The 13636-nt window shown below is 64.6% G+C and carries 12 protein-coding genes; 3 read left to right on the top strand and 9 right to left on the bottom strand.

Annotated features, from left to right (window positions below):
- Positions 1-68 precede the first annotated feature (68 nt).
- The 4 genes from atpD to BRAGE_RS0137745 all read right to left on the bottom strand — a co-directional run bounded on the left by atpD (position 69) and on the right by BRAGE_RS0137745 (position 4688).
- On the bottom strand, positions 69-1502 hold the full coding sequence (atpD, locus tag BRAGE_RS0137730) for a F0F1 ATP synthase subunit beta (RefSeq protein ID WP_027561880.1): 1434 nt from the start codon (positions 1500-1502) through the stop codon (positions 69-71).
- Between the two features lie 81 nt (positions 1503-1583).
- Entirely contained in the window at positions 1584-2456 is an 873-nt protein-coding gene (locus tag BRAGE_RS0137735) for a F0F1 ATP synthase subunit gamma (protein ID WP_027561879.1), read from the bottom strand.
- 142 nt (positions 2457-2598) lie between these two features.
- Positions 2599-4128 carry a F0F1 ATP synthase subunit alpha gene (atpA, locus tag BRAGE_RS0137740; protein WP_027561878.1) on the bottom strand — a complete coding sequence of 510 codons (1530 nt, stop codon included), beginning with the start codon at positions 4126-4128 and terminating at the stop codon, positions 2599-2601.
- Complete coding sequence (locus tag BRAGE_RS0137745) at positions 4128-4688, bottom strand: F0F1 ATP synthase subunit delta (RefSeq protein ID WP_027561877.1); 561 nt, start codon at positions 4686-4688, stop codon at positions 4128-4130. The genes atpA and BRAGE_RS0137745 overlap by 1 nt, the downstream gene beginning before the upstream one ends.
- 660 nt (positions 4689-5348) lie before the next feature.
- Between BRAGE_RS0137745 and BRAGE_RS0137750 the strand changes: the two genes are divergently transcribed.
- Positions 5349-5855 carry a septal ring lytic transglycosylase RlpA family protein gene (locus BRAGE_RS0137750; protein ID WP_027561876.1) on the top strand — a complete coding sequence of 169 codons (507 nt, stop codon included), beginning with the start codon at positions 5349-5351 and terminating at the stop codon, positions 5853-5855.
- A gap of 210 nt (positions 5856-6065) precedes the next feature.
- Here BRAGE_RS0137750 and BRAGE_RS0137755 read toward each other — a convergent pair whose 3' ends face one another.
- Complete coding sequence (locus BRAGE_RS0137755) at positions 6066-8276, bottom strand: primosomal protein N' (RefSeq protein WP_027561875.1); 2211 nt, start codon at positions 8274-8276, stop codon at positions 6066-6068.
- A 123-nt stretch (positions 8277-8399) separates the two neighbouring features.
- Between BRAGE_RS0137755 and BRAGE_RS0137760 the strand changes: the two genes are divergently transcribed.
- Positions 8400-9365 (top strand): tyrosine recombinase XerC, encoded by a 966-nt coding sequence (locus BRAGE_RS0137760; RefSeq protein WP_027561874.1) that lies wholly within the window; start codon positions 8400-8402, stop codon positions 9363-9365.
- Between the two features lie 3 nt (positions 9366-9368).
- Here BRAGE_RS0137760 and BRAGE_RS0137765 read toward each other — a convergent pair whose 3' ends face one another.
- On the bottom strand, positions 9369-9938 hold the full coding sequence (locus BRAGE_RS0137765) for a hypothetical protein (RefSeq protein ID WP_027561873.1): 570 nt from the start codon (positions 9936-9938) through the stop codon (positions 9369-9371).
- Between the two features lie 119 nt (positions 9939-10057).
- Here BRAGE_RS0137765 and BRAGE_RS0137770 point away from each other — a divergent pair, with 119 nt between their 5' ends.
- Positions 10058-10648 carry a DUF4337 domain-containing protein gene (locus tag BRAGE_RS0137770; RefSeq protein ID WP_027561872.1) on the top strand — a complete coding sequence of 197 codons (591 nt, stop codon included), beginning with the start codon at positions 10058-10060 and terminating at the stop codon, positions 10646-10648.
- Between the two features lie 183 nt (positions 10649-10831).
- On the opposite strand, the gene BRAGE_RS0137775 is transcribed toward BRAGE_RS0137770, so the two are convergent.
- The 3 genes from BRAGE_RS0137775 to BRAGE_RS0137785 are packed head-to-tail and all read right to left on the bottom strand — an operon-like array spanning position 10832 to position 13617.
- The gene (locus BRAGE_RS0137775; RefSeq protein WP_027561871.1) at positions 10832-11362 is read right to left on the bottom strand and encodes a hypothetical protein; all 531 of its coding nucleotides are present in this window, start codon (positions 11360-11362) and stop codon (positions 10832-10834) included.
- A gap of 33 nt (positions 11363-11395) precedes the next feature.
- Positions 11396-12796, bottom strand: a complete 1401-nt coding sequence (lpdA, locus tag BRAGE_RS0137780) for a dihydrolipoyl dehydrogenase (RefSeq protein WP_027561870.1) — start codon at positions 12794-12796, stop codon at positions 11396-11398.
- Between the two features lie 59 nt (positions 12797-12855).
- Positions 12856-13617, bottom strand: coding sequence for an SDR family oxidoreductase (locus tag BRAGE_RS0137785; RefSeq protein ID WP_092217830.1), 762 nt, complete (start codon positions 13615-13617; stop codon positions 12856-12858).
- Between the last annotated feature and the right edge of the window lie 19 nt (positions 13618-13636).

Here is a 13636-nt window from a genome sequence, read left to right on the forward strand (position 1 = left end):
GAGTGGCGAATGGCGAGTGGCAAAAGAGAGAGCAGCTATTCGCTACTCCCTATTCGCTATTCGCCAGCTTAGGCGGCCTCGGCCGCCAGCTTCTTGCCCTTCTCGACCGCCTCTTCGATCGTGCCGACCATGTAGAAGGCAGCTTCCGGCAGGTGGTCGTACTTGCCTTCCACCAGGCCCTTGAAGCCCTTGATGGTGTCGGCGAGGTCGACGAACTTGCCCGGCGAGCCCGTGAAGATTTCGGCGACGTGGAACGGCTGCGACATGAAGCGCTCGACCTTGCGGGCGCGGGCCACGGTCAGCTTGTCCTCTTCCGAGAGCTCGTCCATGCCGAGAATGGCGATGATGTCCTGGAGCGCCTTGTAGCGCTGCAGCACCTGCTGGACCTGACGGGCGACCGCGTAGTGCTCCTCGCCGACGACCAGCGGGGAGAGCATGCGCGAGGTCGAGTCGAGCGGGTCCACCGCCGGATAGATGCCCTTTTCAGCGATCGAGCGCGACAGCGTGGTCGTCGCGTCCAAGTGCGCGAACGAGGTCGCGGGCGCCGGGTCGGTCAAGTCGTCGGCCGGAACGTAGATGGCCTGCACCGAGGTGATCGAGCCCTTCTGCGTGGTGGTGATGCGCTCCTGCAGCGCGCCCATGTCGGTGGCGAGCGTCGGCTGATAACCCACCGCCGAAGGAATACGGCCGAGCAGCGCCGACACTTCCGAGCCGGCCTGGGTGAAGCGGAAGATGTTGTCGACGAAGAACAGCACGTCCTGACCCTGGTCGCGGAAGTCTTCCGCGATGGTCAGACCCGTGAGCGCGACGCGGGCGCGGGCGCCCGGCGGCTCGTTCATCTGGCCGAACACCAGCGCGCACTTCGACTTCACGCTCGGATCCGGATTCTTCGGGTCCGCGTTGACCTTGGACTCGATGAACTCGTGATAGAGGTCGTTGCCCTCGCGGGTCCGCTCGCCGACGCCGGCGAACACGGAGTAACCGCCGTGCGCCTTCGCGACGTTGTTGATCAGCTCCTGGATCAGCACGGTCTTGCCGACGCCGGCGCCGCCGAACAGGCCGATCTTGCCGCCCTTGGCGTAGGGAGCGAGGAGGTCGACGACCTTGATGCCGGTGACGAGAATTTCAGCTTCCGTGGACTGGTCGGTGTAAGTCGGCGCTTCCTGGTGGATCGCGCGCAGGCCTTCCGTCTTGACCGGACCGGCTTCGTCGATCGGCTCGCCGATGACGTTGATGATGCGGCCGAGCGTGCCCTCGCCGACGGGAACGCGGATCGGAGCGCCGGTGTCGGTGACTTCCTGGCCGCGGACGAGACCCTCGGTGGTGTCCATCGCGATGGTGCGGACGGTGGACTCGCCGAGATGCTGAGCGACTTCGAGCACCAGGCGATTGCCGCCGTTCTTGGTCTCGAGCGAATTGAGAATGGCCGGGAGGTGGCCTTCGAACTGCACGTCGACGACGGCGCCGATGACCTGGGTGACGCGACCGACCTGGGCTGCCATTGAATGTCTCCTTCGATCCGAACTTCTAGACCACGGTCAGCTGACCGGGATGTTGCGTTGATGGGTACCGATGCGTCTTTGCTAGACGGCTTCGGCGCCCGAGATGATTTCGATCAGTTCCTTGGTGATCTGCGCCTGACGCGTGCGGTTGTAGACCAGCGTCTGCTTGCGGATCATCTCACCGGCGTTGCGCGTCGCGTTGTCCATCGCGCTCATCTGCGCGCCGTAGAACGAGGCGTTGTTCTCGAGCAGCGCGCGGAAGATCTGGACCGCGAGGTTGCGCGGCAGCAGGCGGGTGAGGATCTCGTCCTCTTCCGGCTCGTATTCGTAAGACGTCGTGTTGGCGGCAGCGCCCTCCTCGACCACCAGCGGGATGATCTGCTGGGCGGTCGGGATCTGCGCGATGACAGACTTGAAGCGCGAATAGAACAGCGTGCAGACGTCGAACTCGCCGGCCTCGAAGCGCGCCAGGACCTTCTTGGCGATGTCCTCGGCGTTGACGAAGCCGAGCTGGCGGACGCTGCGCAGATCGAGATGCTCGACGATCTGCTTGTCGAACTGACGGCGCAGCTGCTCGTAACCCTTGCGGCCGACGCAGAAGAATTTCACTTCCTTGCCCTGCGTGATCAGCGCCAAAGCGCGCTCGCGGGCAAGACGCACGATCGAGGAGTTGAAGGCGCCGGACAGGCCGCGCTCGCCGGTGCAGACCAGCAGCAGGTGGACCTGATCGCGGCCGGTGCCGGCCAGCAGCGTCGGCGCGCCGGGCGAACCCGCAGCGGCGCTGGCGATGTTGGAGATCACCGCGCTCATCTTGTCGGCATAGGGACGCGCGGCTTCCGCCGCGGTCTGCGCGCGACGCAGCTTGGAGGCCGCGACCATCTGCATGGCCTTGGTGATCTTTTGCGTCGCCTTGGTGGAGGCGATGCGGACGCGCATGTCTTTAAGTGACGCCATTCTTCGTCCCCAGCGATCAGCCTGTGGCTCGACCGCGACCCTATCCTTTCGTCATGCCCGGGCTTGTCCCGGGCATCCACGTCTTTCCCCTCCACGCGGCGACGCGTGGATGGCCGGGACAAGCCCGGCCATGACGGGCCTCTTAAGCGAAGCTCTTCGCGAAGCCTTCGACCACCGACTTCAGCTTGGCGGCGCTGTCGTCCGAGAGGTCACGGCTGTCGCGGATCGTGTTGAGGAGGTCGGCATTCTTGCCGCGCAGCAGCGACAGCAGGCCGTCCTCGAACGCGCGCACCTTGTTGACCGGAAGCGGGTCGAGATAGCCGTTGGTGCCGGCCCAGATCACGCAGACCTGCTCTTCCATCTTCAGCGGCGAGAACTGCGGCTGCTTCAGGAGCTCGGTCAGGCGCGAACCACGGTTCAGCAGGCGCTGGGTCGAGGCGTCGAGGTCGGAGCCGAACTGCGCGAACGCCGCCATTTCGCGGTACTGCGCGAGCTCGCCCTTGATCTTGCCGGCGACCTTCTTGGTGGCCTTGGTCTGCGCCGAGGAGCCGACGCGCGACACCGACAGACCGACGTTCACCGCAGGACGGATACCCTGGAAGAACAGGTCGGTTTCCAGGAAGATCTGGCCGTCGGTGATCGAGATGACGTTGGTCGGGATGTAGGCCGACACGTCGTTGGCCTGGGTTTCGATGACCGGCAGCGCCGTCAGCGAGCCCGAACCATGGTCCTTGCTGAGCTTCGCCGCGCGCTCGAGCAGGCGGGAGTGCAGATAGAACACGTCGCCCGGATAGGCTTCGCGGCCCGGCGGACGGCGCAGCAGCAGCGACATCTGGCGGTAAGCGACGGCCTGCTTGGACAGATCGTCGTAGATGATGACGGCGTGCATGCCGTTGTCGCGGAAGAATTCGCCCATGGTGCAGGCAGTAAAGGGAGCAATGTACTGCATCGGCGCCGGATCCGAAGCGGTGGCAGCGACGACGATCGAGTATTCGAGCGCGCCCTGCTCTTCCAGCACCTTCACGAACTGGGCGACGGTCGAACGCTTCTGGCCGACCGCGACGTAGACGCAATACAGCTTGATGTTCTCGTCGGGCTGCGCGTTGAGCGGCTTCTGGTTCAGGATGGTGTCGAGCGCGATCGCGGTCTTGCCGGTCTGACGGTCGCCGATGATCAGCTCGCGCTGGCCGCGGCCGATCGGGATCAAGGCGTCGATCGCCTTGAGGCCGGTCGCCATCGGCTCGCTCACCGACTTGCGCGGAATGATGCCGGGCGCCTTGACGTCGACGCGCATACGCTTGTCGGCCTGGATCGGACCCTTGCCGTCGATGGGATTGCCGAGCGCGTCGACGACGCGGCCGAGCAGGCCCTTGCCGACCGGCGCGTCCACGATGGCGCGGGTGCGCTTGACGGTCTGGCCTTCCTTAATCTCGCGGTCGGCACCGAAAATAACGACACCGACGTTGTCGGTTTCGAGGTTCAGCGCCATGCCGCGGGTGCCGTTCTCGAACTCGACCATTTCACCGGCCTGGACGTTGTCCAGACCATAGACGCGGGCGATACCGTCGCCGACGGACAGCACCTGTCCGACTTCGGAGACTTCAGCTTCCTGGCCGAAATTCTTGATCTGGTCCTTGAGGATCGCGGAAATTTCCGCGGCGCGGATGTCCATCAGCCTGCCTCTTTCATCGCGTGCTTGATCGAATTGAGTTTGGTGCGAAGCGAACCATCGACCATGCGGCTGCCCAGCTTGACGACGAGGCCACCGATGATCGAGGGATCGACTTTCACGTTCAGCGCGACGTCCTTGCCGGTCACCGACTTCAGGGCAACCTTGAGGGCGTCGAGATTCTTGTCAGAGAGCGCTTCCGCCACGGTCACGTCGGCCGTCGTCTCGCCCTTGAACTTGGCGACGAGGGCGCGATAGGCGCGGATGACGTCAGCCACCGCGAACAGGCGGCGGTTGGCGGTCAGCACTTTGAGGAAATTGGCGGAGATGCCGGCGATGCCGGCCTTGTCCAGCACAGCCCCAAGCGCCTTGGTCTGGGCCTCGGCCGCGAACACCGGGCTGCGGACGAGGCGCTTGAGATCGGCGCTCTCGTTCAGCAAGGCATCGAATTTATCGAGATCGGCCTTGACCTCGTCGACCACTTTCTGGTCGCGGGCCAGTTCAAACAAGGCCGTTGCATAACGGCCCGACACACCTGAAACGGACGTATCTTCTGCAGCCACAGACGCGCTCTTTTTGCTGTCAAACTCGCAAGGGAAAAACCGTCGCCACGAAGCGGCGCCTAGCGATCCAAGCCCTTGGAATTCAAGCGGGACTTCGATTTTCGGCCGACACGGGAGGTGCCGGGTCCGTTAAAATCGCGGCTTTGCTAACATAGCAGGCGCGCACGTGCAACATGACGCCAAATTAAAGGCATGAGGTTCGTTCGCCAGTTCGTCGCAGTCGCGCGCGCGGAATGACGAGCTCTCAGGCAACCTTCCAGTCAACCTGCCGTGCCACGGAATTGCCGCGAGCCTTACGGCGACATCTCGCCATTTCGTTCCTGCCCCCAGCGCATAGCGGCCATGAACACGGATCGCAGAGGCGTGACAGCGGGCCGGCCTGCGCCCCCTTCCGAATACTTATCGAATTCTAAAGATCGGGAACAACGACTTCGCTTTACAGTATTCGTAAGTAAATTGAAGGTTAACGAATTATTAAAATGGAAAATTGCGGAACATCCGCTGCAATATCGGTGCCAGTCACAAGATATGTCATGACGACACATAATGGATTTACTGCCCAATTCACGCCTCATTGGGAATCGAAACGCCGTCCCGCTCACAAACTGATGGGGGCTCCACTTGCCACATATGTGGCAATACTAGCTTAGGGACCGATAAATGCTGTCTTTGAAGACGCTGGGCACCGTGACCCGGCCGCGCACGGCGATTGCCTTTGTTGCCGCAACTCTCATCGTCGGTGGAACTGCCACCGAAGCTTCCGCCAAATCCCGGCATCACCACCGGCACTCGCACCATCACCGCCACCACGCCCAGGCCGACACCAATGCCGGCGCAGAGTGGCGCAACGCCAATGCGTCCATGACCCCGTCCTCGGGCACCGGCCGCAGCTTCTCCGGCATGGCCTCCTATTACGGCAACGAATCCGGCAGCCGCACCGCCTCGGGCCAGCGCTTCAACCAGAACGCCATGACCGCGGCACACCGTTCGCTGCCGTTCGGCACCAAGCTCCGCGTCACCCATGGCGGCCAGAGCGTCATCGTCACCATCAATGACCGTGGCCCGTTCATTCGCGGCCGCGTGCTCGACCTCTCCACGGGCGCAGCCCGCGCCATCGGCCTCACCGGCGCCGGTGTCGGCCGCGTCACCGCCGAAGTCGTCTCGTAAGGCGTTCAAGACGCCTCACATTGCCCGCGCAGATTTCATCAGTTTGATGCGCGCATGAAACAAGCCCGCGGTCTTGGGGGACCGCGGGCTTTTTTATTCCCTGTCATTCCGGGGCGCGACGAAGTCGCGAGCCCGGAATCCATTGGGCGACAGAGTCTGCGGTGAAATGGATTCCGGGCTCGCGCTGCGCGCGCCCCGGAATGACGGTCGCTACAAAAAGCTCTGCGGATCGACGTCGACTTCGAGCTTCAGATTGCCTGTCGGCTTCGGGCACACCGCGAGCCAGTTGCGCAAGTAATCCGAGAGGTCAAAGCCGCGCGCCGACTTCACCAGGATACGGAAGCGGTAGCGGCCCTTGATCACGGCGAGCGGGGCTTCCGCTGGGCCCAGCACGACGACGCGCTCGTCGCGCGGGGCGAGCGCCACCAGCTTGCGGCCGAAACCGTCCGCGCTCGGGCGGTCGCCCGCGGAGATGATCAGGCTCGCGAGCCGGCCGAACGGCGGATAGAGCGTCCTCTCGCGCAGATCGATCTCGCTGTCGTAAAAGGCCTCGCGGTCGCAGGCGATCAGCGCCTTCATCACGGGATGATCGGGCTGGTGGGTCTGGAGATAGCCGACGCCGCGGCCCTGCTCGCGGCCGGCGCGGCCGATCACCTGGTTAAGCAATTGCCAGGTACGTTCCGCCGCGCGCGGATCGCCATTGCTAAGGCCGAGATCCGCATCGACCACGCCGACGAGATTGAGTCGCGGGAAATTGTGGCCCTTGGCGACGAGCTGGGTGCCGATGATGATATCGACGCGGCCCTCGGCGATCTCGGCGAGCTCCGAGCGCATCGTCTCGATCGAGGTGATGAGATCGCTCGACAGCACCATGGTGCGTGCGTCCGGGAACAGCGCGGCCGCCTCCTCCTGCAAACGCTCGACGCCGGGCCCGACCGCGACCAGCGATTCCTCCGCCGAGCAGTTCGGGCAGAGATGCGGGCGCGGCATCGAGAAGCCGCAATGGTGGCAGACGAGGCGCTGGCGGAATCTGTGATCGACCAGCCAGGCATCGCAGATGGTGCAGGCGAAGCGATGGCCGCAAGCACGGCACAGCGTCAGCGGCGCATAGCCGCGGCGGTTGAGGAACAAGAGCGCCTGCTCACGCCGCTCGATCGCGGTCCTGATCTCGCCGGCAAGCCGCGGCGAGATGAAGCGGCCGCGCGCGGGCGGCTCGCGGCGCAGGTCGATGGCCTCGATATGCGGCATGTGCTGGCCGCCGAAACGCGACGGCAGCGCGACGCGCTGATAGCGGTTCTTGCGCGCATTGACCTCGGACTCGACCGAGGGCGTCGCCGAGGCCAGCACGACCGGGATCTTTGCGATGTGCCCGCGCACCACCGCCATGTCGCGGGCGTGATAATGCACGCCCTCGTCCTGCTTGTAGGCCTGGTCGTGCTCCTCATCGACGACGATGAGGCCGAGATTGGCATAAGGCAGGAACAGCGCCGAGCGCGCGCCGACCACGACGGGCGCTGATCCCTCGGAGATCGCCGCCCAGTTGCGCGCGCGGGTGCGCGGCGTCAGCTCGGAGTGCCATTCGATCGGCCGCACCCCGAAGCGCTGCGCGAAGCGGTCGAGGAACTGGCCGGTGAGCGCGATCTCCGGCATCAGGATCAGTGACTGTTTTCCGCGGCGGATGGTCTCCGCAACGGCCTCGAAATAGACCTCGGTCTTGCCCGAGCCGGTGACGCCGTCGAGCAGCGCGACGTGGAAGGTGCCGTTGGCCGCGAGGGCGCGCATCGCATCGACGCTGGCACGCTGCAGCGGTGAGAAATCCGGCCGGCCGAAATCGGGATCGGGTGCCGGCGGCGGCGGAGGCGGCGGCATCGGCTCGACCGTGAGCGTGCCTTCGTCGACGAGGCCATCGATCACGCCGGCGGAGACGCCGGCTTCCTTGGCGGCCTCGGACTTGCCGTGCAGCAGCCGGTCGGACAGCACCTCGATCACGCGCGCCCGCGCCGGCGTCAGGCGCCTGGGGGGATCACCGACCAGGCGCACGCCGGGGCGGACCCGCTCGGGACCCAAATTCTCGCCCATGCGCAGGCACATGCGCAGCACCATGCCGCGCGGGCTCAGCGTGTAATTGGCGACCCAGTCGACGACCGCGCGCAATTCGGGTTTCAGCGGCTGGATGTCGAGCTTCTCGCTGACCTCCTTGAGGCGGTTGTGCAGGCGCGGATCGGGGTTGGCGTTCTCGCCCCAGACCACGGCCAGCACCTCGCGCGGGCCGAGCGGCACACTGAGGAGATCGCCCGCCTTCAGCTCCATGCCGCGCGGCACCTTGTAGGAATAGGTCTGGTCGAGCGCGACCGGCACCAGCACGTCGACCATGCGGGTCGCATTAGTAGGGGCGGCGTTGCTGCGCGACGTGTGATCCATCAACGGTCTTTGGAGGGAGAATCGGAACCTTGCGGCCTTCAGGCTAGCGCCGTGGCGCGGCCTTAGCGAACAGTAAACTGGTGTGATGCGATATACTGTGCGGAATCATTACGTCCAGAGCGCATGAGCAAAGCGGCCGCCCCCCCAATCGAGCTCGCCAGCGCCGATCCCACGATCGCGCTGGAGATGACGCGCTGGCTGGCGCATCTCGGCGCCGAGCGGCGGCTGTCGCCGAAGACGCTGGAGGCCTATGGCCGGGACTTGCGGCAGTGCCTGGATTTCCTTTGCAGCCATTGGGGCGAGCGCGTGACGCTCGAACGATTCGCATCGCTCGAAGCCACCGACATCCGCGCCTTCATGGCGATGCGCCGCGCCGACGACATTGCCGGCCGTTCATTGATGCGCGCGCTGGCGGGCCTGCGCTCGTTCGGCCGCTTCCTCGAGCGCGAGGGCAAGGGCAAGGTCGGCGCCCTCTCCGCCATCCGCGCGCCGAAGGTGGCGAAGAGCCTGCCGAAGCCGCTGCCGATGGCGTCGGCAAAGCGTCTTGCCGATGCCGACGAGCGCGCCGGCGAGGAACGCGAGACCTGGATCCTGACGCGCGATGCCGCCGTGATGGCGCTCTTGTATGGCTCGGGCCTGCGCATCTCCGAGGCGTTGGGGCTGAAGCGCCGCGAGGTGCCGCGGCCCGGCGAAGGCGACGTGCTGATCGTCACCGGCAAAGGCAACAAGACCCGCATGGTACCGGTGCTGCAGAACGTGCTGGAGCTCGTGCAGGAATACGTGTCGATGTGCCCGTATCCGTTGCCGGCGGAAGGCCCGATCTTCGTCGGCGCGCGCGGCGGTCCCCTCAGCCCACGCATCATCCAACTCGCGATGGAGCGGCTGCGCGGCGCGCTTGGCCTCCCCGACAGCGCCACGCCGCACGCGCTGCGCCATTCCTTCGCCACGCATCTGCTCTCGCGCGGCGGCGATTTGCGCGCCATCCAGGAATTGCTCGGCCATTCCTCGCTCTCGACCACGCAAATCTATACCGGGATCGATTCCGAGCGCCTGCTCGAAGTCTATGCGAGTGCGCATCCGCGGCGCTGAAGCTTAGTTGGCGAGATATTCGATCTCGTAGACATAGTTCGACCCGCGCCCGACTTCGACGCGAACCTTGGGTCTGAATTGCTGCAGCCGCTCGTAAAGCGGCGCCGTCACCTTCACGGTTTGACCCGCGATGATCACGATATAATCGGCCCTGCGCCCACTTGTTCTGCTGGCGTATTGAACACGGCCCTCGATCACGAGGCGGGACGTGAAGAGGTCGAGAACGAGCATCCGTCCGAAGAACCATGCGATGATGCTGCCGAACAGCACGATCGCGATCATCCCGCCATACCCTTTCGCCTTGTCGCGCCATGAGCCTTGAGGCGCAGGGGCTCGCAGCTGGGAGCCGACGACCACCAGGCCGAAGAGAACGAGAAGGGCATTCATGTCGTTGATCGCGATGATCGAGCTGTTGACCCAGAGCACCACCAGCAGGAAGTAGGCCAGGCCGAACCAGATCACGATCTTGAGGATGATCGGAAAGACCGCGCTGTTGCGGGCCTTCAGCAACGCAAACGCAGCGATGACGGCGGACGGCCAGAAGCAGGCTGCGATGAAATCCGCTGTGGTCATGTGACAGGACTAGAACAGCCAGACGGCAAAACCATTAATTGCATGCGCCATCCCGCTTGCCACTTGCGCGCGCCGCACGGTTCGGTCAATCGTTGGTAAATGAGCAGGAGGGGATTTTTATGAGCGCACATGAGAGCATGGAGCATGCCGAGCACGCCGAACACGCGTCCGGCTCGAACAAGAAGATCGCCCTCCTGATCGCCGTGCTGGCGCTGTTCCTGGCGATCTCGGAAACGCTCGGCAAGGGTGCGCAGACCGAAGCGATCAGCAAGAACGTCGAGGCCGCCAATCTCTGGGCGTTCTTCCAGGCCAAGAGCATCCGCCGCACCGTGGTCGTGACCGCGGCCGAGCAGGGCAAGCTCACGCTCGGCGCCACCACCGACGACGCCCAGAAGGCGCTCGTGCAGAAGCAGATCGACGACTGGACCAAGACCGCGCAGCGCTACCGCTCCGAGCCGGAGACCGGCGAAGGCACCGAGCAGCTCGCCGAGAAGGCCAAGCACGCCGAGCACGAGCGCGACGAGGCGACCGCGAAGTATCATCATTTCGAGCTGGCATCGGCCGCCTTCCAGATCGGCATCGTGCTGGCCTCGGCCACCATCATCACCGGCATGGTCGCGCTCGCCTATGTCGGCGGCATCTTGACCCTCGCGGGCCTGATCATGACCGCGCTCGGCCTGTGGTGGCCGCACCTGATGCATTTGCATTAGGGAGCGTGTGGCGCGCGGCGTGACGCCACACAGACAGTGTCATGCCCCGGCTTTGACCGGGGCATCCAGTACGCTGCGGCCCTTCGGTTCAATCACGACTGCTGTTGGAATACTGGATCGCCCGGTCAAGCCGGGCGATGACAGCGAGTGTGTGGCGATGGCAGCGAGTCTGTAGCGAGCAGCTCACCGCGCCTCGTGCACGCTCTTCCTGAAGCGCTGGATCAGACGCAGCGTGCGGGACGACCAGCCTTCGCCGTTGCCGGCGATCAGCTCGCGGATGCGGCGCTTGATCGGGTCGACCAAGAGGTGCGCCTTGGCGCGCAGCTTCATGACGAGATCATAGAGCCGCTCGAACCAGTGCATCTCCAGCAGCTTGTCGCGCGTGACGTCGAACACGAAGGCGGTGACGCCGACGCCGAGCAGCTTTGCGAACAGGAACGTCGAGACGCCGCTCAGCCAGTATTCATGCGTGAGCAGCCACAGGCCGATCAGCTTCAGCGGAAACAGCGGGATGATCGGCACGACGAAGATGATCAGCGTCATGGCCGGCGACAGCGCATCGACGCGCTCCGTCAGCCATTGCTTGAACCGCGCGAGCGGGATGGCTGCGACAACCCGCGCGACGATCGGCTCGAGATGGTCCCACAGCCAGGCTTCGATCAGGAAGACGATCGCCAGCAGGACCCAGAGCGGTTGAAGTAGGCGGCGCAGCATGTGTTTCCCGCCCGATTCGGAGCTGGGCGTCGCTTACATATGGATGGCCCGCTTGCCGACTGCAAGCGCGGCTTCCTTGACGGCCTCCGAGCGGGTCGGATGCGCGTGACAGGTGCGGGCGAGATCTTCCGCACTGCCACCGAACTCCATGAGAACGCAGGCTTCATGGATCATTTCGCCGGCCTCGATGCCGATAATGTGCACGCCGAGCACGCGATCGGTCTTCGCATCTGCGAGAATCTTCACAAAGCCATCAGTCGTTTGGTTGACCTTGGAGCGGCCGTTGGCGGTAAAGGGAAACTTCCCGACGGTATAAGCCACACCCGCCTGCTTCAGCTCCTCCTCGGTCTTGCCGACGGAGGACACTTCCGGCGTGGTATACACGACGCCTGGGATAACGTCGTAATTCACGTGGCCGGCCTGGCCGGCGATGATCTCGGCAACCGCAACGCCTTCGTCCTCGGCCTTGTGCGCGAGCATCGGGCCTGCGACGACGTCGCCGATGGCATAGACGCCCTTCAGGCTGGTCGCGAAATGGGGATCGATCTGCACCCGGCCGCGATTGTCGAGCGCAACGCCGGCTTCCTTCAGACCGAGACCATCCGTGTAAGGCACGCGCCCGATGCAGACGAGCACGACGTCGGCTTCCAGCGTCTCGGCGGCACCACCGGCAGCCGGTTCGATTTTCGCGAGCAATGCCTTGCTGTTCACTTCGACGCCGGTGACCTTCGAACCCAGCTTGAATGCAAAGCCCTGCTTCTCAAGGATGCGCTGGAATTGCTTGGCGATCTCGCCGTCCATGCCGGGCAGGATGCGATCCAGGAATTCGACGACGACGACTTCGGCGCCGAGCCGCTTCCACACCGAGCCGAGCTCGAGGCCGATGACGCCGGCGCCGACGATCAGGAGCTTGCCGGGGACCTTGTCGAGCGAGAGCGCGCCGGTCGAGGAGACGATGCGCTTCTCGTCGATCTCGATGCCCTTGAGACGCGCGATGTCCGAGCCGGTGGCGATCACGATGTTCTTGGTCTCGATGACCTGCGACTTGCCGTCGGCGGAGACTTCGACCTTGCCGGTGCCGAGGATCTTGCCGGTGCCCTTGAGCACGTCGACCTTGTTCTTCTTCATCAGGAACTCGACGCCCTTGACGTTGCCGTCGATGCCCTGCTGCTTGAAGTTCATCATGGCGGGCAATTCGAGCTTCGGCGCGGAAACGGAAACGCCCATCTTGGCGAAGGAATGCCCGGCTTCCTCGAACATTTCGGAGGCGTGCAGCAGCGCCTTCGACGGCATGCAGCCGACGTTGAGGCAGGTGCCGCCGAGCGTGGCGTTCTTTTCGACCACGGCGACTTTCATGCCGAGCTGGCTGGCGCGCACCGCGCAGACATAACCGCCCGGTCCGGTGCCGATGACGACGAGATCGTAGGTAGCCATGAGAGATAGTCCCGTAAGGTTTTAGCGTGATGAGGATGTGTCAGCGTCCGCGCGGCGCGTCAGCGTCCGCCGGACACATCGAGAGTGGCTGCGGTGACGTAAGAGGCCTCGTCCGACAGCAGCCAGACGATGGCATTGGCGATTTCGTCAGATGTGCCGACGCGCTTCATCGGCACCAGATGGGCCAGACGATGGGCGCGGTCGGGCTCGCCGCCGGCGGCGTGGATCTCGGTGTCGATCAGGCCGGGGCGAATGCCGGCGACGCGGATGCCTTCGCTCGCGACCTCATAGCCGAGGCCGATGGTGAAGGAATCGATCGCGCCCTTCGACGCCGCATAGTCGACGTAAGTGTTGGGCGAGCCGAGCTTGGCGGCGACCGACGACAGATTGACGATGACGCCGCCCTTGCCGCCGTGCTTGGTCGACATCCGCTTCACCGCCTCGCGCGCGCAGAGGATGGAGCCGGTGACGTTGACGGCCATGACGCGCTGGATGCGCTCGGCCGACATCTCGTCGACGCGCACGCCGCTCTTGCCGACGATTCCGCCATTGTTGACGAGCGCGCCCAGCGTGCCGAACTTGTCGGCCTCCTTGAACAAATTGAGGATGTCGTTTTCCTCGGCGACATCGCATTTCACCGCGATGGCCTTGCCGTTGCTGGCCTCGATCGTAGCTACGACCTCGTCGGCGGCCTGCTTGTTGCTGGCATAGCCGACCACGACGCGGAAGCCGCGCGCGGCCGCCGCAAGCGCGGTCGCCCGCCCGATGCCGCGGCTGCCGCCGGTGATGACAACGACTTTATCCGTCACGCGCGCCTCCATGGTTCGACACGCGCCGTCG

Origin of the sequence: Bradyrhizobium genosp. SA-4 str. CB756 (assembly GCF_000473125.1) — a bacterium.
GTDB classification, from domain to species: Bacteria; Pseudomonadota; Alphaproteobacteria; order Rhizobiales; family Xanthobacteraceae; genus Bradyrhizobium; species Bradyrhizobium arachidis.

Bases quoted from the DNA above. Each gene is read 5' to 3' on its own strand.
- atpD (WP_027561880.1), bottom strand. From the start codon at position 1,502: ATGGCAGCCCAGGTCGGTCGCGTCACCCAGGTCATCGGCGCCGTCGTC.
- BRAGE_RS0137735 (WP_027561879.1), bottom strand. From the start codon at position 2,456: ATGGCGTCACTTAAAGACATGCGCGTCCGCATCGCCTCCACCAAGGCG.
- atpA (WP_027561878.1), bottom strand. From the start codon at position 4,128: ATGGACATCCGCGCCGCGGAAATTTCCGCGATCCTCAAGGACCAGATC.
- BRAGE_RS0137750 (WP_027561876.1), top strand. From the start codon at position 5,349: ATGCTGTCTTTGAAGACGCTGGGCACCGTGACCCGGCCGCGCACGGCG.
- BRAGE_RS0137755 (WP_027561875.1), bottom strand. From the start codon at position 8,276: ATGGATCACACGTCGCGCAGCAACGCCGCCCCTACTAATGCGACCCGC.
- BRAGE_RS0137760 (WP_027561874.1), top strand. From the start codon at position 8,400: ATGAGCAAAGCGGCCGCCCCCCCAATCGAGCTCGCCAGCGCCGATCCC.
- BRAGE_RS0137765 (WP_027561873.1), bottom strand. From the start codon at position 9,938: ATGACCACAGCGGATTTCATCGCAGCCTGCTTCTGGCCGTCCGCCGTC.
- BRAGE_RS0137770 (WP_027561872.1), top strand. From the start codon at position 10,058: ATGAGCGCACATGAGAGCATGGAGCATGCCGAGCACGCCGAACACGCG.
- BRAGE_RS0137775 (WP_027561871.1), bottom strand. From the start codon at position 11,362: ATGCTGCGCCGCCTACTTCAACCGCTCTGGGTCCTGCTGGCGATCGTC.
- lpdA (WP_027561870.1), bottom strand. From the start codon at position 12,796: ATGGCTACCTACGATCTCGTCGTCATCGGCACCGGACCGGGCGGTTAT.
- BRAGE_RS0137785 (WP_092217830.1), bottom strand. From the start codon at position 13,617: ATGGAGGCGCGCGTGACGGATAAAGTCGTTGTCATCACCGGCGGCAGC.